Source organism: Orientia chuto str. Dubai (assembly GCF_000964595.1).
GTDB classification, from domain to species: Bacteria; Pseudomonadota; Alphaproteobacteria; order Rickettsiales; family Rickettsiaceae; genus Orientia; species Orientia mediorientalis.
The window spans coordinates 18,152-42,355 of sequence record NZ_LANP01000009.1 but is presented as its reverse complement, the minus strand read 5'-3'; the positions used below and the strand labels follow the sequence as shown (position 1 = coordinate 42,355).

Below are 24,204 nucleotides of genomic sequence, written 5' to 3'. Positions count from 1 at the left end.
TGGTGATCCTATAGACAATATTATTTATAAAGATCGGAGAGTAAAAAGAAAATTAGATCAATCAGAAGATATTTATGTTCAGAAACATCATTGTGATTATGATAACTTATTAAGTAATACATTAGAAGATCCAGAAATAACAGGAGTTAGTAATAATACTGATATGTCTTAGACAAGATTAAATCTTACATTTTTTGTATAGACTTAATTTAGTATCCCAGGCAAATAGTAAGTTATGCAATAAAAAAAAGCGAATATAGTTAAAGATCTAAAATATAAGCAGACTATTTTGCAGATGCATTATTTGGTTTATACTTAATAGCTGTATCGTAATTTTTAATTGTCTCATGATATTGTCCTATTTCATACAAAGCAATTCCTTTGTTTTTATAAGCAGAGGCGTCATTTGGGTTGTATTTAATAGCTGCTCAAAATTTTCTATTGCCTCATGATATTGTCCTAATTTATGCAAAGTTATTCCTTTACTAAAATATTTTTCTGCTAGCATATCTTTATCCTAATTAAATTCTGTTGTATGAGCTGATTATTCTGTTCTGATGCAATAGCTGTATTTGAGATTGTTAATAGTAAAACAGCTGATATATAAATTTCATATAATTATAATCACCTTTTTAACTTTTAATTTTTTGCCTGTATTTAATGTTATCAGAAATTTTATCAAGATTCTTTATTTTTTGCATTATTTTCTATTTAAATTATTGAGATACCAGCTCAAGTTCATATTGAATATGGAGTAGGTCGTGCTTCAAGGAGTTCTTTGACATGGCTATTCCATTCATTACGGTAGTAATTTAAGCCATGCATTCCAATGTGGTGCTTAGTATTTTCATCTGGTTCAGAGAAAAATTTTAAAATCACGGTGGCTTTGTTTTTTTGCTCCTTATCAAAAATAGTCTTACCAATTTGAGTCCAATGATCTTGAACAGTTGGATGTTGTGTTAAAGTATCCTTTAGATAAACAAAAGCATCAAATAGACTGTTAGCAGGTAAATGATCTAGCTTTAACAGCTAAACCACAAATTTCTATAAGATGTATAGTGCTTAGTATAAAATAACAACTTTAAATTAAAAAATTAACAATTGTTATCTTATCATTTTTGAAAAATAGTCCAAGAATTTGAATTATTTTTTCTTTTTTCTTGAACGATATATTAACACAAGATTTTTTTACTTCTCTGTAAATGCCCTAAACATATTATCAGTTATTGGATCAAGCAAGTATCTTAATAAAGTTCTAGTACCAGTAATAATTTGAATATCTGCTTGCATTCCTGGAAATAATTTTAATTTCTGCACCTGGGCTACTTTATTAAACTCATCCATATCTATTTCTATTTTAGCAATATAAAAAGTATCACCTACCATCGCATTATTAAACTGCATAGCTGATTGTTGATCTTGTACTGTATCAGGTGATACCAATACTATTCTTCCAGTAAACACTGGTGTAGTTCTATATTTAAAAGCTCCAAATCTTATCTTTGCTTTTAACCCCACCTTAACTGAGTCAATATTTTTTTGAGGAATTTTTGCCTTAATTATCAAAGAATCATTAATAGGTGTAATTTCTGCAATTCTTTGCCCAGATCCAATAACTCCTCCCTGAGTATTAACATCTAAAACCTTAACTATACCATCAACTGGAGATTTAACTAAAGTTCTACTTAATATATCGATCAAAGAATTATAGCTCTCTTGAGCTTCAATAACACCATGCTCAACCTCTTTAAGTTCAGATAATGTACGATCCATTGCTTCAGATTTTATTCTTTCAATATCTTGCTGAGTACTGTTTATTTCAAGCTCAGTAATTATAATATTACCTACTAAACTCGCTTCCTCAACTAATAACTTATCTAGCTCTGTCCTCTGTCCAAATCCTTGAGCAATTAAGCTTTGAGCATTTTGAATAAGTTTTCTATTATATTCAAGCTGCTTATTAGATGCAACAACTTTAGCCTCTAAAGAACTAATTCTTTTTTCTAATTGCATAACTTTAGCATTTAAGCTTTTTCTTCTAGCTTGAAATAAATGTGTTTGAATTGACATTATTTTAGCTACTTCTGGTATATTATTATTATAGTCAGTATTTCAGGAAATATTACTTCTTCCTGCTGCTCAAGTTCAGCAGTTAACCTAGCCTGATTAGCTAATAATGTTCTATATTGACCTAATTTAATTTCTACATTAGCTCTAATTTTAGTATCATCCAAAGCAATTATAGGATCACCTACCTTAATATTATCACCTTGCTTAACAAAAATTTCTTTAACAATACCTCCTTCTTGATGCTGTATAATTTTGTTCTCAGTACTTGATATTACAGTTCCAACTGCTATTGCAGCGCTATCTAGTGGAGCAAATGCACTCCATAATCCACCTACAATTATAAAAGTAATCATTACCCAAACTCCAAAAAATATTGGACCTCTTGCAGTCTGAACTACAATATTTTTTGCTGTGCCTTTTGGACTAATAATAAAATTGATAAAACTGTCTACAGAATCACCTATGCTGTAAATTAACTGCTTTAATCTTAATAATAACCATGAAAAAAACGATCTTAATAATTTATACTTTTCTAACTTTTGTTGTTTTTGCTGATTTTTCAGCAGCATTTCCATTATATCTTTTTGATCCTGAGGAGACATTTTAGGCATTATTCCTTTGATGCTACTGTTATTGTTATTTTCAATTTGAGACATTTTTTACCAAAATCTTTTATTATATAGAAGTATTTCTTTTATGATCTTTAAGCTGATTCAGCACTTCTTCTTTATCTCCAAAGATAGATACTGTTCCATTTTGTAATACTAATATTTTGTCTACTACTGATAATACAGAAGGCCTATGTGATATAACGATAACTGTAATACCTTTCTGTTTTGCATACTGTAGAGCATTTGATAAGGCTATTTCTCCTACTTCATCAAGATTTGCATTAGGCTCATCTAATACTATAAATTTAGGATTACCATAAAAAGCTCTTGCTAAACCAATACGTTGCTTTTGTCCTCCTGAGAGACTTGATCCTCCAATACCAATATCTGTCTCATAACCATTTGGAAATCTTAAAATCAAATCATGGGCTCCAGCAATTAAAGCAGCATCTGTTACTTTCTCCGGATCAATTTCTTCATTCATTTTAGCAATATTCTGTTTTATAGTACCACTAAATAATTCAACCCCCTGAGGAAGATAACCTACGTGGTTACCAAAATTTTCTCTATTCCAATCATATACATTAGCTCCATCTAACCTTACAGTACCTGAATTACACCGCCATACTCCTACTAAAAGCCTAGACAATGTCGATTTTCCTGCAGCACTAGGACCAATTACTGCTAATACTTCTCCAGGACTTAAGCCAAAATTTACATCCTTTAAAATAGGTTTATATTCTACCTGCTTAGTAGTAGGACTTAAGTAAGGCATAGAAAAATAAACGCTTTCAACATCAAGTTTACCAATTACATTTAGCATAGGCATAGCTTTATCACGTAAATTTGATACCTTAAAAGAGTCATTAATTCTTTTATATGCTTTAAGGGTATTATTAATTTGTTTCCATAATTCAATTGCATTATCAACAGGAGCTAGAGCTCTACCTACAAGTATAGAGCTAGCAATCATTCCCCCTGTTGACATTTCGCGCCCTCCAGTTTTAACTACAATATATGCTCCAATTCCAGTAACACACATTTGCATTATATATCTAACGAATCGAGAAACATTAGCAAGAATACCATTACGATAGCTAGCTAAAGTTTGCTTAGATAATGCTAACTGATTAATTTTACTCCAATTAGAGCTGACATTTTTCATCATTCCCATCGCTTCAATGACTTCAGCATTGCGATTAGCAATTTCTGCCTGATTCAATGCTCTAATAGAATATTCAGTCGCTTCACCTAAATTTCTATTAGTTATAGCTGCATTGACAAATGCAAGTATAATAATTATAGTCCCTCCAACAACTGTTAAATATCCTATATATGGATGAATCATAAAAATTACTATAACATATGGAATTGTCCATGGGGCATCAAGTATGGTATTTAATCCCACGCTAGTTAAAAAATTCTTGACCACCTGGAAGTCACGCAATAATTGTCCAGTAGCTAATGACTGCCTTATTGCAGATGATGCAATGGAGTGAGAAAAAAGCATTGGAGAAATATTATTTTCAAGCCATATGCCAATTCTGATCATAGTAAATGAACGAGCAATTTGCATCAAAGTATAAACAAAATAAATCGTACCAATAATTAAAGATAGCATAAGTAATGTTTCAATATTACCACTACCTATTACACGATCAAGTACTTGCAATGAATATAAAGGTGTAATAAGCATTAATATATTGATGCAAAATGCAAAACAAAATATTATATAGAAAGCTAATCTACACTTCTCTAGAGCTTCTTGAAAGGGATTTAATTCCTGTACAAATTTATTTACTATAGGAATTTGTTTCATAAAAATACCTTTAAAATCATAATATTTAAATAATTTTTCATCATTGCGATATTACACACAAAATATATATTTCATTGATATAAAACACAATTAAAATTTTCATAAAATGTGTATAATTTGTTTTTTATTAGTGCAAGTATAGCTATTAAAATATTCATATCTTAACATCTTGTGTCAAAAATTGACTTAGAAAAAGATATGATCTAAATGTTTTATATATTACTGCACTGAATTACTAAATATATATGCTTGACATAGTAAATCATATATTAAATAGCTTAATTGTACAGGACTTTTTTTTTGCTAAACCCTTTAACTTTAGTCTTATTAAAACTATTAACCATAACTCAGGATACTATATTTAGTTATAAGAAAAAATAGTCTATAAACAACTTATTATATATATTTTATTTAACTTGCAAAAAAGTTACATATTTTCTACAACAGAAAATTAATCTAGCATTTACATAGTCAAATCTTTTCAACTAAAGGCAAGAGTTTATTTTTCGTTCTTTATGCTAGTTACTGGCTTTAATCTTAATTATAAAACCCAGAAAACAATTATTGTTTTATAATATACTTGGTTAATTCAGAAATAGGAGCAATATCATCTATATTCCATTAATTACAAATGTAATTTTAATTCCAGGAGAAACTAGCATTTACTAATTTTGCTATAAACTATGTAATTCATTTATATTATACTTTTAATACAAGTATCTACAAAATTTAATAGAGCTATTATATCTTGAAATTGTAGAGATTTTTCCTTGATCTCTCTAAAGTCCTCTACTTAATCTACTCTCTAATCTAAAACTTAGGGCTATACACATAAGAGCAAAAAAACACTGTAATACCTATTTCAAATTTTTCCTTATATCAAACTCTGATATACAGATAAGTTCTACTTCTTATGTTCTTCTTTTAGTTATTATTTCAACATATTCTATAATCTAGAAAAATATGGATTTTATCTGCTGAAATTGATTAGGTAAAGGTGCATAGTATGTTCTTTCATTATTATAGTTACTAAACTTTGGAATACAAATTCTAGTAGCATGCAGTTTTAATGAATAATCATGATAAGTATTATAATTATTATATTTTTTATCTCCAATAATTGGACAGCCAATTTTAGCAGCATGTACTCTTAATTGGTGAGTACGTCCTGTAATTGGAATAAATGATACTAATGATAATTGCGAATTTATAGAAACTGCTTTAACTTGATATTTAGTAATACTAACTTTACCGCCATTTTGAGTTTCTGCCATTCTATATCCAGTTTTGGAAATATTTGTTATTATCTCACCTGATAACTGATTAGGAATACCTTGTAAAATAGCCGTATATTCCTTTTTAATCGAATGATTCAAAAATGCCTGTGAAAGTTTAATTGCAGTTTCATCATTTTTAGCAATAATGAGCAAACCTGTAGTTTCTTTATCTAATCTGTGTACTAATTTAAAATTATAATAAAAAAACTTATTAAGGTACTTTAGAGCATCATCAAGTGAGAGTAAAATTTTGCTGCCACCTTGAGTAGCTAATGAGGCTGGTTTGTTAACTACAATATAATCTGAAGTTTCAGCTATTTTATAACTGTTGATAATTTTGTGAGCTAGTGCCCTTACATTAGCATTATCTTTAATTTGTTTTTCAGGTTTAATATAATTTTGATTACTACAAGTTATTATATAGTCGGCTATAATAAGTACATCATTATCTTTAACATGTAATTTTGCTTTAGGTTTTGTATCATTAACTTTTATATGACCTTTTCTTATTCCACGTTCTATCAAGCCTTGAGTAAGATGTGGATATTTTTTTTTCAAGAACTTATCAAGTCTGGTTATAACTGAACAGTCGTTAATTATTATTTTCATCGAACACTACAATTGATTCTGTATTAGTGATAATATTAATAATGTAGAATTACAAATATCTAAATCAACATTGCTAGTATTATATATAATTTTACTTATCTTTTCATATTTTTGAATTAGCATTCCAATTGAATTAGTATTACTTATTTTTTCAATAACTCCTATTTCAACAATAGCAAGATCGTTATTAGGATAATCTTCTTTTAACCCAACTTTATGTCTAATAGATTTAACAAGTAATGTGATGCAAGCTTGACCAAATTTATACCATTCTTCGAATTTAGTTGTATAGACCTTACTTTTTGAATAAATTCTAATTGTATTTTATTAGTTTGATCGTTAAGCATACTAATTAGATTTTTGTATTCAATTTCAAATAGTGATACTAACCTAATATTAGTATTATTAAATTTCTGAGTAAGTAAATGACAACGCGACCTAACTGTAGAAAGTAGGTTTACAAATTTAGTAGTAATTAAGAAAATATAGCTATTAAGAGGTGGATCTTCAAGTATTTTTAAACAACAATTGGCAGAATGAATATTCATGTATTCTGCTTCATATATAATTGCTACTTTTGTAGTAGACTTTATTGATGTTTTATTTAAAAAAAATAGCATATCACGTATTTGCTTAACAGTAATAAACTTGCTTTTATCATTAAGAGACTCACGCTTAACTAGAATTAAATCTGGATGCTGCAAAATAGCATTACAGCTGTAATTAAATATTTTACTGCAAAATTTCAGTAAAATACTTAGAGCATGATCTGCATTGTCAGTATCGATAATCCAAGCATTAGCAAAAATATTATTTTGCCAATTTTTTATTAGAACATTTAGCATGCATACATAAAAATTAAAGATAGTTTATCTTTTTATTAATGATTGATTAATAATACTTTTTGCTATGTTTTGATTAAAAAAATCTTTCACTTTAACCCATTTTTTTTGATCTAGATCTTTATAATGTTCAAAAAAATGGCGAATGCGTTTTTTTAAATCAATGTCTAGATCTGTAATATCATTAATGTTATCATAACTACTGTCTACTTTGCTATTAGGTACTGCTAAAATTTTTTCATCCTGACCAGATTCATCTATCATAGTTAACCCACCAACTGGTCTAACATTGATTACTGATCCTGAAAGTAAAGGATATTTTGTAATAACAAGCACATCTAATGGATCATTGTCTCCAGCAATAGTATGAGGCACGAACCCATAATTGCAAGGATATGACATTGCTACTTGTAAAAATCTATCTACTATTATTGCTCCAGAACTTTTATCAATTTCATATTTGATATATTGTTGGTTCATCGGTATTTCAATTATGGCATTAATATCATCAGGAACATTGTTTCCGATTTTTATCTTTTCAATAAACATTATAAATCTCCAAATTTGCTTATTATTCTTTCAATATTATTTTTGTAATAATATACTCAATTAAACTCATCTGCATCAGAATCATCATTATGTTGTTTTTCAAATTTTTCATGACGTTCTTGTGATTCGATACATAATGTTGCTATTGGACGAGCTTCAAGCCTTTTTAATCCTATTTTTTCCCCACTTTCCTCACAGTAACCATATTGTTTTAGTTCAATTCTCTTTAATGCAGCTTCAATTTTATCAATTAATTTTTTATATCTGCTTCTTGTTCTAAGTTCAATAGTAGTTTCTGCTTCTCTAGACGCTTGATAGTTTAAATCTGGGTATTTAAGATGGTCATCTTTTAAATGATCAATAGTTTCCAAAGATACTTGAATTAATTCTTTTTTCCATTTTTCAAGTTTTTGCTTAAAATATTCAAGTTGATTAGGATTCATATATTCTTCTTCTTCAGAAGGTTTATATCCTTTAGGTAGTATTATTTTACTCATAATTTACTATAATTTATTAAGTTTTGTTGTTTTGATCTCTAACTAATGGGTGCGATTTATTATACACTGAAGTTAAAAAATCAGCATTAATTTTTGTATATATCTGCGTTGATGATAAACTTTGATGACCTAATAGCTTCTGTATAGAACGTAAATCAGCACCATTATTAAGCAAATGACTAGCAAAACAATGCCGAAAAGTATGTGCTGTTAGTGATTCTGGTAAATTTAACTGACGTCTTAATTTAATTAAATGACGGCCAAATACAGCTGGTTGTAGTTTTTTCCCTCTTTTTCCGACAAATAATGAAGAACTATCAGTTAGTGAATATGGCACAACATTTATATAATCTAATACTAGTTGCTTAGCAATATCAAGCCAGGGAATTAGCCTAGCCTTATTTCCCTTTCCCTTAATTATTAAGGATTCAGATTTTAAGCTAGCTTTAGTAATGGATAAAGCTTCGGAAATACGTAACCCTTGTCCATACAATAAAAATAATAATGCTTTATCTCTAGCGCCTATCCATTTATCAGCTGCTATGCTATCGATTTTATTAGTACAAGCCACTGTATCTTCAACGTCAAGTGCTTTTGGTAAACGCTTTGCTGATCTAGGATTTCTAACACTGTTGATAATCTTGTTAACCAAATTATGTTGCTTAAATAAATACTTATAAAAATTTTTAACACTAGATAATGCTCTACTGTTAGAATTAGGATTATATTGACGACTATATCTTTGACTTAACCAACTTCTCATTAATCTTATATCAACTGAGCAAAGATGGTTAACATCTAATTTACTTAAATTACAATAATCAATTATAAAATCAAAAAATTGCTTTAAGTCATTATTATACGAATTACATGTATTAATTGAATAATTTTTATAATATTGAATGTAATGAAGCCATTCAGTCATAATTTTTTCTAGTTGAGAATCAAGCCGCATAATAATACAAATATAACAGTAATAATTAATAATTTATAAAGTTAAATTTATTTACCTATACAAAAGGTAGCAAAAATTTCTGATAAAATATCATCTATTTTAATCTGTCCGGTAATATGTTCAAGATGCTTAATTGCTATTCTTAAATCTTCTGCTGCCAATACTAAATCACTTTTCAAATTTACCAACTGTAGCAATTTCAATGCCTGATTTAGGCTGTTACGATACCTCTCTCTAGTAATAGCAGGAAAATTTCCTGGGTCTGCTATTTTTTCAGCATAATTTACTATTTCTGCCATTAATTGATCTAGCCCAACCTGCTGTTGCAGCGATATCGCAACTATTGGTTTGTTGCGCGGTAAAATACTACTGTCATAGTTATAGTTTACTAGATCAATCTTATTAATTACTATAATTGTATAAATATCATTTAACAAATGGGCAATAGTGTGATTAACACTGTTCATATTTGTTGCATCAATCATTAAAATTCTAATATCAGAATTCTTGAATGCTAACAAAGATCTTTTAATGCCTTCTTGTTCTATTGGATCATTACTATCTCTAATGCCAGCAGTATCACGAACTATTATTGGATATCCACCAATATCAAGGTGAGCTTCAATAACATCTCTAGTAGTTCCTGGAATATCTGATACAATAGCTGCTTCTTTCATGGTTAAATAATTTAATAAACTAGATTTACCAGTATTAGTTTCACCAGTAATTGTTAATACTATGCCATGCCTAAGCATTTGCCCTTTACGGGCATCACCTAAATGATTAGAAATTTCCTTGGTTAACCTAGCAATAATTGATTCTGCATCTTCAAGAACTGACTGCGGTATTTCCTCATCAGGAAAATCAATATATCCTTCAACTAAGCTTATTATTTTAATTAACATTCTACGCCAGTAGCTATATAACTTTTCAAGCTCTCCTTCCATTTGCCTAATTGCTTGTTTATGTTGCATCAGTGTTTCTGATTCAATCAGATCTACTAATCCTTCTGCCATAGTTAGATCCATTTTACCGTTTAAGAAAGCCCTCCTAGCAAATTCTCCAGGTTCAGCTAACCTTACACCCTCAAATTCTAGTATACATTTAGTTAACATTTTAGCTACAGCAATACTACCATGTGTGTGTATTTCTATTACATCTTCTCCTGTAAAACTTTGTTTACCTTGAAAATATACTATTAAAGCTTTGTCAATCACTTGTTTGGTTATATGACAACGAATAGTTCGATAGTAGACTCGCCTTGGAATTATATTAAATTTACCACATAAACGTTCAACTATTAACAATGATAAATTACCAGAAACTCTAAAAATAGCAACTCCTGCTTTGCCTTTAGCAGAAGATTGGGCAAAGATAGTTTCACTAGTCATTGGTTTAGATATTACTTTTATTATTGCTGAAAGCGTATATTATAATATAAACTTTCTATTTTAAATTATTATTTAATGTATATGAATAATCAAGATTTAGATATTCCACTTACTTCAATCTTTAGTTGTGATAATACTAAGTTACAAACAGAAGTTATTAACGCAATAAAAAGTGAGCCTAAGTATTCTAATGACACGTTATTAATTAAATTTGTCAAAAGCTTTTATTCATATATTCCAATTGATTACACAGAAAATTATAGCACTAATTTTTTCAAAGATGCAGCTTTAAGTGCATATGAGTTTTTTAAAAAAAAGCCTATAAATAAGAATTATCTAGTTACTCTCTCTCAATCTAATCAATCAAGCTACTTTTCTCCTTTTATTGAGTTTAAAATTATCAATATAGATGCAGCTTTTATTATTGATTCGATTAAGTCTTTGTTAGAGAGAATAGGGCTAGAACCATTTTTCTTTATTCATCCTGTAGTTGCAACAAAAAGAAATAAGAATGGAGCACTAGTTGATGTTTTCCCTGCTTTTCAGAATAATAACCATGCAGTAAATAATAATAATATTGAATCTTTAATATTATGTAAAATACATGGAACATTTGATAAAAAGTTCTTAGATAGCATAAAAAGCCAGCTTACTACAATTTTAGAGCAAATTAATAAAACTTCGGCAGATTGGCATCCTATTCTGCAGGAAATTGAAAAAATTATTACATCGCTATCCCATTCTTCTGATCAGGAAAAAAAATCGATTGTAGATTTTTTGCATTGGCTCAAAGCTGATAATTTTACTTTTTTAAGTTGTATTAATTATAATTTATTAAATGGAACAAGTAGTCTTGTAGCTGGGCATAAAGCATTTTTTCCAGAGCAAGATATAGAAAATATTATGCATCTTGCCTGTAACCAAGGTAATGATAAAAAGACAATACTAATTGGTAAAATTAATAAGCCATCTACAGTTCATAAAAGTAGTTTTATTAATTATATGCTTATAAAGCAGAAAAACAAAAACGGTAGTTTTGACTCAGCTATGATTTTTTTAGGTCTTTACAGCGCTTCAACAAAGCAGCAATCAGTGCAGAATATTCCTATATTACTTGATAAATTAAAAGATATACTTAGTTTTTCAAAATTTAGCAGCAACAGCTATAATGCAAAAAGATTTAAGGCAATTTTTGAATCTTTGCCTAGAGAAATGCTGTTTGAAGCTAGCTTAGAAAGCCTTTATTGTGCTTGCCTAAAAGTGTTATCTGCAATGAACAATAATGCGTTAAGGCTTTGCCTGTTCCCGAATTGTCTTAATAATATTATTGATATAATAGTTTTTTTACCAAGCATAAGATTAACTCCTAATGTTCATGCTAATATTACTAGTTGCTTAATAAAAGCTTTTAATACTAAAATTTTAAGTAGTGAGTTAAATACAGTTCCACCAAATTTCTGTAGTATTTATATTAGTATGCCAATTGATCAGAATGTGCTTACTAATTTAAACATTAAAGAGCTTGAAAATAACCTTGAAAATTTATCAGCCCAGTGGATAGAATCATTTAAAGCATCTTTAGTTAAATCATATGGGTTATTTGAAGGATTAAAGCTTTTCAAAGATAATGCATATATTTTTCCTAAAAATTACATTCAAAATTTTAATTCTGCTGAAGCAGTTAATGACTTAAAATATATTATTAAAGCTCAAAAAAGCGGTAAGCAAACATTTAACTTTATAATACATTCACAGCATATTTTTAGTTTAAAAATATATAATCCTGGTAGTAAACTTTCACTATCTCAAGTTTTTCCTATAATTGAAAATTTAAACTTTAACATTTTAGATGAACAAACATTTAAAATCTCAACTGAAAACAGCAGGCCGCTAATTTCACAACTTGCTTTAGATTCCAATAAACAAGAGTTAGTAGATAGTAATTTCAACATTCGTCAAGATTTAAATGCTCTATATTCAATGAATAGTAATCAATCTGATATATGATGTATAACTTTAATCTATCTCCTAAAATTGAGTTTAATACCCTAAATCTGGAACTAATGAAACAAAATGTTGAAGCTATACTAGAGAAGATTACGACAGAAGGTCTAGAACATGATGCACTATATAAATTAATTACATTAATTAATATAGATGCTTACCAAGTTAGACTTTTACAAGCATTAGTTCACTACCTACAACAAATCAAATTTGCCTATAGTAAAGATTATGTAAAATCATTACTTATCAAACATTACCAATTCACTAATACGCTTTTAAATTTATTTGATCATATATTTAATCTAACAACTATAAAACATGATATTGATAGTATTGAGCAAGAATTGTATAAAAATTTAAGTCTAATTAACAGCAGTGCTGAAGATAAGGTATTAAGGACAATGTTAGCTTTGGTTAAAGCAATCTCTAGAACTAATTATTATCATCGTACTAAAAATGGTAAGTACAAAGATTACCTTTCTTTTAAAATTAAGTCACAATTAGTACCAGATTTGCCATTACCAGTGCCTTATGCTGAGATTTTTGTATTTTCTAACCAATTTGAAGGTATTCATTTACGAGGAGGAAAAGTTGCAAGAGGAGGTATCAGATGGTCTGATCGTGGAGAAGATTATAGAACTGAAGTACTTGGATTAATGAAAGCTCAAATGACTAAAAATACTGTAATTGTTCCTGTTGGATCTAAAGGTGGTTTTTTTGTAAAAGTTCATCCAGAAAGTACTGCTAATGCATCTTCTTACCAAAAATTAGCTGTAGAATGTTATAAAAACTTTCTTAGAGGGCTATTGGATATTACAGATAATACGGTAACTGATGGAATATTGCCTCCTAAAAACACTGTAATAAAAAACGAAGACTATGATGATCCATATTTAGTAGTTGCAGCAGACAAAGGCACTGCTTCTTTTTCTGATCATGCTAATAAAATTTCTCAAGAATACGATTTTTGGCTAAGAGATGCTTTTGCTTCTGGAGGTTCTGATGGCTATGATCATAAAAAAATGGGAATTACAGCTAAAGGAGCATGGATATCAGTACAACATCATTTTAGACATTTAGGTATTGACGTACAAAAAGATTCCATTACTGTTGTTGGTATTGGGGATATGTCTGGCGATGTCTTTGGTAATGGAATGCTTAGATCAAATACAATAAAGCTAGTAGGAGCTTTTAATCATATTCATATTTTTGTTGATCCAAATCCAGATCCTAAGCAAAGTTATCAAGAACGTTTAAGATTATTTCACCTTCCTCACTCAAAATGGTCTGATTATGATACAAAAGTTTTATCTAAAGGTGGAGGAGTATTTTCCCGTTCTGCTAAAATCATTAAATTATCTTCAGAAGCTCAACAACTATTTAACCTTAGCAAAAATGAAGTAAAACCAGAAGAGTTAATTAAAGCGTTACTTAAAGCCAAGGTCGATTTAATCTGGAATGGAGGAATAGGTACTTATATTAAAGCATCAGATGAAAGTATGTTCGATATTGGAGATAAATCAAATGATGCATTACGTTGCAATGCAAAAGATATATCAGCGAAAGTAATAGCTGAAGGAGGAAATTTAGGAATATCACAACGTGGTCGTATTGAATATGCAAGACAAGGTGGAAGAATTAATACTGACTTTATTGATAATTCAGCTGGAGTAGGATGTTCTGATCATGAAGTTAATATTAAGATAGCGCTAAATAACGCTATGGCTAAAAATAAGCTTACTTTAAAAGAAAGAAATAAAATTTTAGAGCAAATGTCTCCGATGGTGGAAAAACTAGTTTTGATTGATAATTATAAACAAAATCAGGCAATTACAATTACTGAAAAGTCAAAACTATTTACTATGGAAATGTTTACAAATATGATTAGAACTCTTGAGCAAGCTGGATTGCTAGATCGTGCTGTTGAATTTTTGCCATCAGATAATGAAATCGCTCAAAGAGCACTTTCAAAAGAGAAAATGACAAGACCAGAGTTAGCTATTTTATTGTCCTACAGCAAAATGCATACATACGCTGAATTAATTAAAACTGATTTAGCGAGCGAGCCATTTTTAAATAAGTATTTGCTGAACTATTTTCCAGAGTTAATGCAAAAAAGATTCTATGATGAAATATCAACGCATCCACTACGAAAAGAAATTATTTTAACTGTATTAAGTAACAAGGTTATTAATCAGATTAGTGGACCAATTCTCAATATGATACAGAATGATACAAAAGCTACTATAGATAATATAGTTAAATCATATGTAATCACTAATGAAATTTTCTCTATAGATGAGCTATGGCAAAATATTGATAATCTTGGTACTCATATTAATAATGAAGTACAAGTTATAATTTTCAGTGAAATCAATAAACTAATTAGAAGAGGTATAAGCTGGTTTATACAAAATACCGCTGAACTAGATATTACTAAAACTATCGATCTTTATAAAAAGCCTGCTATAGCATTGGCTAAGAAAATTTCTTCGTTATCATATAGTATTACAGCAAAGGCTAAAGATAAATTTGATTATTATAGTTCTCATAATATTCCATCAAGGCTTGCTACTCATCTATCTAATATCGATTATTTAATATCTGTTTTAGACATTATTTTAGTCTCAGTCAATAGTAAATCGGATTATAATAAAGTTGCTAAAACTTACTTTGCTGCAGGAGAAACACTAAGCTTATATTGGTTAAGAAAGTGTTGTGATCAATTAATGATTAGTGACCATTACTGGAATAGACTAGCTATACGCTCTCTTAAAGAAGATTTATATAACAAGCAACGTAGACTACTATCTTGTATAATGACAGCAAAACCACATTTGACTTTTGAGCGTTGGTGGCAAAAAAATAAGATTTATGCTATAGCTTATCTCGATCTTATCAATGAAATAGCTCTATATAAAACAACTGTGGATTTGCATATGATTGTCTTAGCTAATAAAAAATGCGAAGCGTTTTTAAATAAAATTAGCTAGAATAGATGTGGAAAAGCAAATACAACCTTGTGTGGAAGCTAATAGAAAAGAGATTTATCAACTTTTGCTCAAGACTAATTAAGTAGAAGACTTAGGATATAAGTCATGAAAAAACAACTTAACAAACTGGTTTACAAATGATAAAAGACAATCTATTGGATGTTAAAAAAATATCAAAGAGAAAGAATATCATGAAAAATAGCATCAACTTAATATATTATCTTCTAATTACCAGTTTAAAACACAATTACATATCATTAAGCAATTTATCAAATTTAGAGTAAGCTAATAAAAAATAAAATTACGATAAGGTTAATATTTTATGTATTTTTAGCATCGATATTTTTTCTTCCTTTTACTAGCTTAGTAGTTTCAGTTTTACTGTGATTATTTCTCTTTTTATTTATAACTTTAGATATTTTCTTAACTGATGGTATTTGCAACTCTCGGTCAAGAGTTGCTTTTCTTTGCTTCCTTTTTGTTAATAATATTTTAGAATCTGGAATAATATTATTAGCTACTGTTTTCAAAATAGGATTTTCTATGTTATCTAATAATTTAGAGCTAGTTACTAATGGTGTTTCCAGAATGGAATCTTTAGTAGTATTTGAAGATAGTGTAACTTTTTCTATAGAAAAACTATCTGAAGTAGATTGAAAATCATTATAAAATTTTAATTGCACATTGTACTTTTTCTCTATAGCAGCTATTTCTGCTCGCTTGTTATTTAGAATATATGTAATAGAATGCAAGTGAGCATAAATATTTACAATATTTGATTTAGATGCGTATATTTCATTTTCAATAGTACGTAATATAATCATAGCATTAGATTCTTCGGCTCTAACTATGCCTTTTCCATTACAATGAGAACATATAACTGAGTTAGACTCTAAGAAAGATGGTCTTAATCTTTGTCTGGACATTTGTAACACCCCAAGGTGGTTAATGGAATCAATTTGTATTCTTGCTTTATCATTGATAAGATATTGCTTAAAACTTTTTTCAATTAATTTATGATTTTTAGAATCTAACATGCAAATAAAATCGATGGTAATAAGCCCTGATAGATTTCTTAACTTTATTTGACGGCTAATTTCCTTTGCTGCTTCTAAGTTAGTTTTGATAGCTGTTTCTTCAATATTTTGTTCAGAAGTGTCTTTACCAGAGTTCACATCAATTGCAATTAAAGCTTCTGTTGGATTAATAACAATATATCCTCCAGATGGAAGATTAACTATTGGCTTATATAATGTAGCAAGCTGTTCTTCAAGCTTATATTGTGTAAAAATCGGAATTATAGATTTATGTTCTTTAATTTTATCTACGTCAGATGGTAAAATAGCATTCATAAACTTAACAGCACAATCGTATGCTTCTTTGCCTTGTATAATTATTTCTGTAACTGAAATATTATACATATCAAGAATAGTTCTTCTTATAATGTCATTTTCAATGTGAATGAATGCAGGAGAATTAACCTGTATAGCTGTATTGATAATTTCATTCCAAAGCTTTAATAAATAATTAAAATCTTTTTTTATTTCATAGGAAGTTCTACCAGCACCAGCAGTTCTAATAACAACACTAGATGTATTTGTTATTTTGGATATTATATCTCCTACAATAGATTTTAATTGTTTTCTATCTTCTGAATTTGTAATTCTTCTTGAAATACCACTGTTATTTGGTAAATTTGAATTTAGTATACAATACTTCCCAGATAAAGAAATATAAGTAGTAAAAGACGCATTTTTATTACCTCTAGATTCTTTAGTTGCTTGTACTAAAACCATTTGCCCTTTACTAATTACATCTTGAATTTCTTGTTGTTTTTCAGGCATTGATGATTCTACACTGTTTTGCTCATTATGTTTACTTAGTGGATCAATTTCATCGTTTTGAATATTTTCAGTATTTTTTAGTGCTGTAATTATTTTACTATCATCAATATCAGATTCTTCAATATTAATTTCTTTACCACTTGAAAGATTATTATATAATTCCTGCTCCTTAATATCATCTGAAGTAATTTCTATAAGAGGAATAGTACTAAATGGCAAGTGGTTAATAGAATTATGATAATAATTTGGATGTATTTCACTAAACGGTAAAAAGCCACTTTTCCCGTTACCATAATCAATAAATGCAGCTTGCAAAGAAGGCTCAATATTAGTAATTGTTGCAAGATATATGTTTCCCTTAATTAAATGTTTGCTTGCTGTTTCATATTCAATTTCTGCTATGCTACAGCTATTATCTATTAAAGCTACTCTAGTTTCATTAGGGTAACTTGCATCTATTATAATTCTTTTGCTCATCTGTAAAAATTCTCCATAAACTTACTCGCTATATAATTTATAAAATTCAAATTTTGAGGCTATACATGTTATTATTACATAAATTACAGCAAGCATAGATAACATCATGTCATATACTTTAGATTTATAAATCTTGTATTTTATGCTTATTAAAGCTCAGCATAAAATCTAAACTCTTGCAAACTATATTATATTAAATTGAATATGTAATAAACTTTATAAGAAAATACTACATGATTTTATTCAGCACTTTGTTAATTCATTGGCTAAATAGCTTCATTAAGATATGTTTAATGTTGCTTCATAAAAAACTTGAATTGTTCTTATATACAATTAAGAACATTAACTTAACATTCAACTATTAATCATAACAACTATCAATGCATTAAATTTTCTAGTATGACATTTACTTATGCTTTATAATTAAATTATTTTAGTTTTTTACTTTTATCCTAAAATAATATAGATATTGATTAATTTATGTACTTATACCTCAACCCCAAAAATTTAGCAATTTAATTGTTTAAATGTAATAATAATTTAAAAGTATTATTAAATCTCGGTGATTTTCATAAAAAAGTATTATACTCTAAATTATATAAAGGTTTTAATGTTTATTTAAGATATCGTAGTACCAATATTAAGATGGAAGATATATATGCTAGGTGTAATGGTTAATTGTATAAACGCCAAATTATCATTTGGATTATAATGACTATGCAAAAAACAATAGATTTTGCTGTTAAAAATTGTATATACCACGCGCTTTATCCATTAGAGATAGGACAAATAATTGTAGCTATATACCCAAACTACAGCTTAGTAATTGCATCAATGCTTTGTACAACCATTAATATATCTGATCCGAAAATTACCAAATCTGATTTAACAAAAATAAAAAATAATTTTGGTCTAGATATTGTTAAACTAGTCAAAAATTATCTTAAAATATCATTTAATAACTACCTACAAAATGATCTAAATCAAACAAGAACTATATTACTAGAAATAGATAAAGACCTAAAAATAGAGGTACTTCTTGTTCGGCTAGCATATTTGTTACACTATATAAGCCTATTTAACCGAATTCAAATAACTAAAGAGCAAAGTCAATATATTATAGTAGAAATATTAGAAGTTTATTTACCACTAATAACTGAGTTAGGAATAAATGATATACAAACCAAAGTACATAAATTTTTTCTAAAAAACTTACTATTTAGTGCTTCAGAAAGAGATATCATAGACTACCTAAACACTATAAAAGATGCAGAGTTAGTAATTTATAATATTGCTGATAAAATTCGAGACAATTTACAGCACGCTGAAATTAAAGCAGTGATATCAGCTAGAATTAAATCTTTTTGTTCCATTCAACAAAAAATGGAAAATAAGAGCATTAGATTAGATCAGTTAAATGATATTATTGCTCTTAGAGTTATTATAGATTCTACCCATGATGCATTAGCACGTTGTTACACAGTATTAAAGTTGCTACATAATGATTATGAGTTTTTACCTGAAAAGGTTCAGGATTTTATTAAAGTACCAAAGCAAAACGGATACCAGTCTCTTCATACAATAATAATTGGTCCGACAAAGCAAAAAATTGAGGTGCAGATACGTACTAGCAAGATGCATGAAGTTGCTCAATCTGGTCTGCTGCACATTGGAGGTATAAAAGTAATTTTATTAAGGAAAAAAGTACACGTAATACAATAGAGAAGCTATATGGATGTAATAGTGAATTACATAATCTTATTTTGAGAGTAAGATTACTATATAAAGATAAGCTGGTAAGTATAACATTATTTTGTACTATTGATTCAGCAGTCTTGTTTTTTGCTAAAGAATTAAATTTAAGGACTGGTAGTATTAATGATGCTAATATAGACTTTAATGTGTCTATACCATTTATGCAATTCAATATTAAAAATCAACAATTTACTGTACCTAGCAATCAAGATTTAGAATTCGATAATCAGTTTGTTAATAATATTATTGCTAATTCTAGTACTAGAGCATCCAATAAAAAGGATGCTGAAACATTTAGAAATTATATAGTATATTCTCTGATTAGCATTACGTGTATAAATAGTGATTGTAGCTTAAAACTAGGACAGCGACAAAATAACCAACAAAGTTATAGAAAAGCAGATAATATAGCATCAAATAAACCACATAGTATTATTTTTAGACAAAATGCTATAAGTCGAAGTTTTAATATAGAAAATAGAAAAGATGCAGTAATAAGAACTGCAGATCAATCTAAAGCTGAGCAGATAACGATACCACTTATTCAATCAGTTAAAATGAATGGAGTGAAAAATAATAATAAATTGTTCTTGATAGATCAATATCAACAAGTTATCACAGTGCTTACTGCTTTTTTAATGACTAATATGAATGTAAATAAAAAATTTGACACTGTATACTCGAAAAGTACAGACAACATTACGTATAACAAGTTATTTAGTGCGCTGACAGATAGCATAGAAACCTCTAATGAGCATGTTAATGAAGATAATACAATGATAACCAATACGGTGTCAGACGAATGCAATGAATATACTGAAGAAAAATTTATTTTTGATATCATCAAAGACAATATTCGAAATGAAGATAAAAAAATAGTAAAAAACTATATAAAATGTAACAATGAAAATATAGAAGTAAATGATGCAATCAATATAATCAAGGCTCTAATACGTATCAACAGAACAAAGGTGCTTGAACAAAAATTATACCAAGTATTGGAATATGTGATTTCAACAATAAATGAACAAATATTTGACAATGCAGACACATTTAGTCAAGCAATTGATATATTTGAAACAATCGTAAACGAAACACTTATAGAATTAATAACATCTAAACAAATCTTACCAGTATTCCTTAGCATCATAATAAAGGAACAACAATATGCACCACTAATTGTATTGTTGCTTGGATCAAAGTTTATAGATAATGAGTTGTTCAAGATATTTACAACATATAAAATTGAAAATGGTGATACAATTCATTCTATGGTATTACAATTTATATATGAAAGTAAATGTGATGAGTGTTTTGATGTTACTGCATTAGCAATGCATTTATTGCGCACATATAATATTAAAGGTGTAAATGACAATGCAATAATAGAATGTGATGAGTTTTTTGATGTTACTGCATCAGCAATATATTTATTGCGCGCATATAATATTAAAGGTGTAAATAATACTGCAATAATAGAATGTGTTTTTGCCATATCTTCTATAGCTAAGTCAAATGGAATTAACTTGATTAATGAATTAATTAAATACCAACTTGATGATGGTAACACAGTTTTTTCAATACTGTTAAAATATATAGAAGAACAAAAAAGCTGCAATTTGGTTAATAGTATCTGCAAATCATTAAGAAACATTGATAAAGAAAAAGATGAAGATATGGAATTATGTAAAAAGATATTTACTGAAAGTATCGATACACTACTTTCAGCAGCACTAGAATATGCTAAAGTAAAAAATGATTGCAAGCCAATTTTAAATATAATTAAAATATCAGAAACTGTAGAGAAATTATGTCCAGGATTATATAATAAGCTAATAGATTATAAAACATTGTGTGGTGATACGCTTCAGTCTGTAATATTAAAATATATAACGCAAAATTTTCATGGAAATCCTAAGGATTACATTACTACAATTGAAGTGGCTACGGAATTTTTATTTTTTAGTAGCAAAAAAGATATTGAATTTGTTCAACAGTTCTTAAATTTTAAGATTGATGAAGATAATGAGAAGAATGTTATTTCAATTTGGCATGCAATATTAGAATATCTTGCTATTGATGAATACGACTTAGAATTACAGCCAAAGTATAATATAGTTTGGCTTATATTTAATATATTAATTAATATTAAGGAAAAAGATACTGAAAGTAAATTCAGTGCTGAGCTAATAAATTATTCTACTCCATATGGAGAGACATTTTTTTCTGTAATATCAAAATTAATTAAAGCAAGCTCAACAGAGATTGAGAAGCGAAAGGACAGTATTACAATGTATCAAACAGAAATTTATAAAGAAGAACTGATACCTAAGAAAACTGGTTTCCATCAAGAATGCCCAATATTAAAGGAATTCATCAATATATCCAGATTAAAAGCAAACTTAGCTGATGAACTTCAAGATTATGAAATATTGAAACAATGTGAGGAATTTATCAAAGAAATAGTTGTAGAATTAGTACATATATTTCATGCATTTATGGACGATGCATTTGGTGAGATAGTAAATCATGCAATTGGAAAAAATTCAGAATTATTTCTAAATATATTAGAATTCATCAATATTTCAAAAGAAGTTTCTGGGAATTTAGAAAAAGAAATTGAAGAGCTATATAACTATATAATAGTTATATTGGCTGAGTGCGATACTAAATATCTAAGCAAAGAAACATTTAATAATGTATTATGTTTTCAAGATAAAAAACATCAGCCATTCTTTGCTACACGAGCAAACTTCTTAGAGCTCCAGCACAAAAATATGGATAAAAAAACTGATCAAGAAGAAATATCTAACATGATTAGAAACAGAATTATAGGAATTATACACATATTGCAACATGAGTATACGGATTTAAAAATATTTAAAAAATCATTTGGAAATCAAAATCTAAATAATTGCATAAAATGGCTTCAAAAACATGAGCATACTATTATGACTCCACCTATTGCAGAAATAACTAAATATATGATCAGACTTAGAGATAATATTGAGAAATTGGATTTCACTACAACAGAAAACACTAATATTGAATTGAACATAGATGATTATTTGCAACCAGGAACGTCAGAAGTAACAAAGGAGAAAGATATTACAAATGCTAAGATGTTTTCATCAGGCAGTTCAGAGGATGAGATATTTTCAGGCAGTTCAGAGGATGAGGAAATAAACTATATGGGCGGTTAAGTAAATTATTGTAATCATGCCTAAATAGATTTTAAAGATTTAAATAAAGAATATATATTGTCTTAGGAAAATATAAAGTTAATTACGCTAAATATGAATTTATGCTATTAGAGAATAATAGTCGGAAATAACACTTAGAAATATCTAAATTTGATATGCTTTCAAAAATACAGTATGTAATTAAATATTTTAGTAATGTTGACAACTGAAATAAATACTATACACTTGAAGCTTTATAGTATTTAAATACAAGGTGGTTATTTATGAGTATTATGGGTAATGTTTCAAATATTAAACACAATATTGCTGGAGGAAGTAGTAAGCATTGTATTGTTGCTATTTCTAAGGAAATAGTAGGCTTAGTAAAGCTATTGGGATTTAGAGCATACGAGATGTGTGGCTCTATTTTTCTTCGACCGCTGCATGATGGTGGTAACAGCTACAGCAACCATTTATATGATTCTAAAGAGTGTAGTAGTGACTTAGTATTCGGTGTATCTAATCCTACAGAGGCATTAGAAAGTATTACTGAGCATTGCACTAAAAAGCTAACATTAAAAGCGTTGTCAACCATTGTTACTGAACATTGTATGTCCACTCAAAATTTAACATCTAAGCATATAAGTACCGATATTAGCGATAGTGTTGGTATTTTTGAAATAGTAAATGGCCTTTTTAATGTTGAACAATATACTAATATAACCTGTAAAGTAGTAAAAAATTGCGCTAAAGAGTATTTAATAGAAGCATATTGCAGCATATATAACCTAACAATGCTTGATGAAAACAACAATAATAGCAATGATGCTATTGATACTACTCATACTCAATGCGAAGATAATAACTATGTACCACTTATAGTTATAGTAGGAGCAATCACAACATCTGCTGCCTTAGCAGCAATCTGCTATCTTAATCGCAAAAGCAATAAGCTAGAACATTTACTCAACAAGAAAAACGATTTGCTTAGCAAAAATGAAGATGAGTATGCTGAGTTACAAAGCATCCCGCCAAGTAGTGATTTTACTGCTGAACCTTTTAATCCTGACACTCAAGTACAGTTGTCTCCTATATATGCTCGTGTCCAGAAGAAAAACAAACTGCAGAATAATCCAAGTACAGCCGAAGAAAATAGTCAAGCAGCTAATGTAAGCTCCGCTATTTCTGTTGCCAATATTGACAGTACTAATAACATATATGATGATGTTAATAACCAAGAGTGCGGTATACATCATGAATTACAAAATATTTATACTAAACCAACAGGTGAAATGTACTTGGATTGTAATGTGCAGGTTTAGAGCTTGT

General features: G+C 28.4%; 17 protein-coding genes and 1 pseudogene. 5 read left to right on the top strand and 13 right to left on the bottom strand.

All coding sequences use genetic code 11. The features are described from left to right. Nucleotides 1-284 precede the first annotated feature (284 nt). The 12 genes and pseudogenes from OCHUTO_RS06325 to mnmE form a co-directional block, all read right to left on the bottom strand. The gene (locus OCHUTO_RS06325; RefSeq protein WP_232296936.1) at nucleotides 285-422 is read right to left on the bottom strand and encodes a tetratricopeptide repeat protein; all 138 of its coding nucleotides are present in this window, start codon (nucleotides 420-422) and stop codon (nucleotides 285-287) included. Further along, nucleotides 359-508, bottom strand: coding sequence for a tetratricopeptide repeat protein (locus tag OCHUTO_RS05120; protein WP_232296935.1), 150 nt, complete (start codon nucleotides 506-508; stop codon nucleotides 359-361). The genes OCHUTO_RS06325 and OCHUTO_RS05120 overlap by 64 nt, the downstream gene beginning before the upstream one ends. A 208-nt stretch (nucleotides 509-716) precedes the next feature. Continuing rightward, nucleotides 717-1,023, bottom strand: a pseudogene (gene traD / locus OCHUTO_RS06320) (conjugal transfer protein TraD); the annotation flags it as partial. A gap of 165 nt (nucleotides 1,024-1,188) precedes the next feature. Further along, nucleotides 1,189-2,070 carry an HlyD family type I secretion periplasmic adaptor subunit gene (locus tag OCHUTO_RS06315; RefSeq protein WP_232296934.1) on the bottom strand — a complete coding sequence of 294 codons (882 nt, stop codon included), beginning with the start codon at nucleotides 2,068-2,070 and terminating at the stop codon, nucleotides 1,189-1,191. 8 nt (nucleotides 2,071-2,078) lie between these two features. Further along, nucleotides 2,079-2,726 (bottom strand): putative HlyD family type I secretion protein, encoded by a 648-nt coding sequence (locus OCHUTO_RS06310; protein WP_232296933.1) that lies wholly within the window; start codon nucleotides 2,724-2,726, stop codon nucleotides 2,079-2,081. A 19-nt stretch (nucleotides 2,727-2,745) separates the two neighbouring features. Further along, the gene (locus tag OCHUTO_RS02010) at nucleotides 2,746-4,500 is read right to left on the bottom strand and encodes a type I secretion system permease/ATPase (RefSeq protein ID WP_045797185.1); all 1,755 of its coding nucleotides are present in this window, start codon (nucleotides 4,498-4,500) and stop codon (nucleotides 2,746-2,748) included. 953 nt (nucleotides 4,501-5,453) lie between these two features. Continuing rightward, complete coding sequence (locus OCHUTO_RS02005) at nucleotides 5,454-6,386, bottom strand: RluA family pseudouridine synthase (RefSeq protein WP_045797184.1); 933 nt, start codon at nucleotides 6,384-6,386, stop codon at nucleotides 5,454-5,456. Between the two features lie 203 nt (nucleotides 6,387-6,589). Beyond that, nucleotides 6,590-7,231 carry a DNA polymerase III subunit delta' gene (locus OCHUTO_RS02000; RefSeq protein ID WP_232296932.1) on the bottom strand — a complete coding sequence of 214 codons (642 nt, stop codon included), beginning with the start codon at nucleotides 7,229-7,231 and terminating at the stop codon, nucleotides 6,590-6,592. A 24-nt stretch (nucleotides 7,232-7,255) separates the two neighbouring features. Beyond that, the gene (gene ppa / locus OCHUTO_RS01995; RefSeq protein WP_045797183.1) at nucleotides 7,256-7,777 is read right to left on the bottom strand and encodes an inorganic diphosphatase; all 522 of its coding nucleotides are present in this window, start codon (nucleotides 7,775-7,777) and stop codon (nucleotides 7,256-7,258) included. 56 nt (nucleotides 7,778-7,833) lie between these two features. Next, nucleotides 7,834-8,274 carry an RNA polymerase-binding protein DksA gene (gene dksA, locus OCHUTO_RS01990; RefSeq protein WP_045797182.1) on the bottom strand — a complete coding sequence of 147 codons (441 nt, stop codon included), beginning with the start codon at nucleotides 8,272-8,274 and terminating at the stop codon, nucleotides 7,834-7,836. A gap of 16 nt (nucleotides 8,275-8,290) precedes the next feature. After that, nucleotides 8,291-9,229: a tyrosine recombinase XerC gene (locus tag OCHUTO_RS01985; RefSeq protein WP_045797181.1), complete on the bottom strand. Its 939-nt coding sequence runs from the start codon at nucleotides 9,227-9,229 to the stop codon at nucleotides 8,291-8,293. Nucleotides 9,230-9,276: 47 nt separating this feature from the next. Further along, nucleotides 9,277-10,620 (bottom strand): tRNA uridine-5-carboxymethylaminomethyl(34) synthesis GTPase MnmE, encoded by a 1,344-nt coding sequence (mnmE, locus tag OCHUTO_RS01980; protein WP_045797180.1) that lies wholly within the window; start codon nucleotides 10,618-10,620, stop codon nucleotides 9,277-9,279. Between the two features lie 81 nt (nucleotides 10,621-10,701). Between mnmE and OCHUTO_RS07215 the strand changes: the two genes are divergently transcribed. Together OCHUTO_RS07215 and OCHUTO_RS07210 are read left to right on the top strand one after the other, a co-directional pair. Further along, a complete protein-coding gene (locus tag OCHUTO_RS07215) occupies nucleotides 10,702-12,627 on the top strand; it encodes an NAD-glutamate dehydrogenase domain-containing protein (RefSeq protein WP_045797179.1) in 1,926 nt (641 codons plus the stop codon). Next, the gene (locus tag OCHUTO_RS07210) at nucleotides 12,624-15,617 is read left to right on the top strand and encodes an NAD-glutamate dehydrogenase domain-containing protein (protein ID WP_232296931.1); all 2,994 of its coding nucleotides are present in this window, start codon (nucleotides 12,624-12,626) and stop codon (nucleotides 15,615-15,617) included. The genes OCHUTO_RS07215 and OCHUTO_RS07210 overlap by 4 nt, the downstream gene beginning before the upstream one ends. A 320-nt stretch (nucleotides 15,618-15,937) precedes the next feature. Here OCHUTO_RS07210 and OCHUTO_RS01965 read toward each other — a convergent pair whose 3' ends face one another. Beyond that, complete coding sequence (locus OCHUTO_RS01965) at nucleotides 15,938-17,938, bottom strand: Rne/Rng family ribonuclease (protein ID WP_045797177.1); 2,001 nt, start codon at nucleotides 17,936-17,938, stop codon at nucleotides 15,938-15,940. Between the two features lie 717 nt (nucleotides 17,939-18,655). Here OCHUTO_RS01965 and OCHUTO_RS01960 point away from each other — a divergent pair. From OCHUTO_RS01960 to OCHUTO_RS01950, 3 genes are all read left to right on the top strand, one after another. Continuing rightward, nucleotides 18,656-19,660, top strand: coding sequence for an HD domain-containing protein (locus OCHUTO_RS01960; protein WP_198139650.1), 1,005 nt, complete (start codon nucleotides 18,656-18,658; stop codon nucleotides 19,658-19,660). A 41-nt stretch (nucleotides 19,661-19,701) separates the two neighbouring features. Then, on the top strand, nucleotides 19,702-22,896 hold the full coding sequence (locus tag OCHUTO_RS01955) for a hypothetical protein (protein ID WP_045797175.1): 3,195 nt from the start codon (nucleotides 19,702-19,704) through the stop codon (nucleotides 22,894-22,896). 263 nt (nucleotides 22,897-23,159) lie between these two features. Beyond that, nucleotides 23,160-24,197 (top strand): hypothetical protein, encoded by a 1,038-nt coding sequence (locus OCHUTO_RS01950; RefSeq protein ID WP_156961272.1) that lies wholly within the window; start codon nucleotides 23,160-23,162, stop codon nucleotides 24,195-24,197. Nucleotides 24,198-24,204 lie beyond the last annotated feature (7 nt).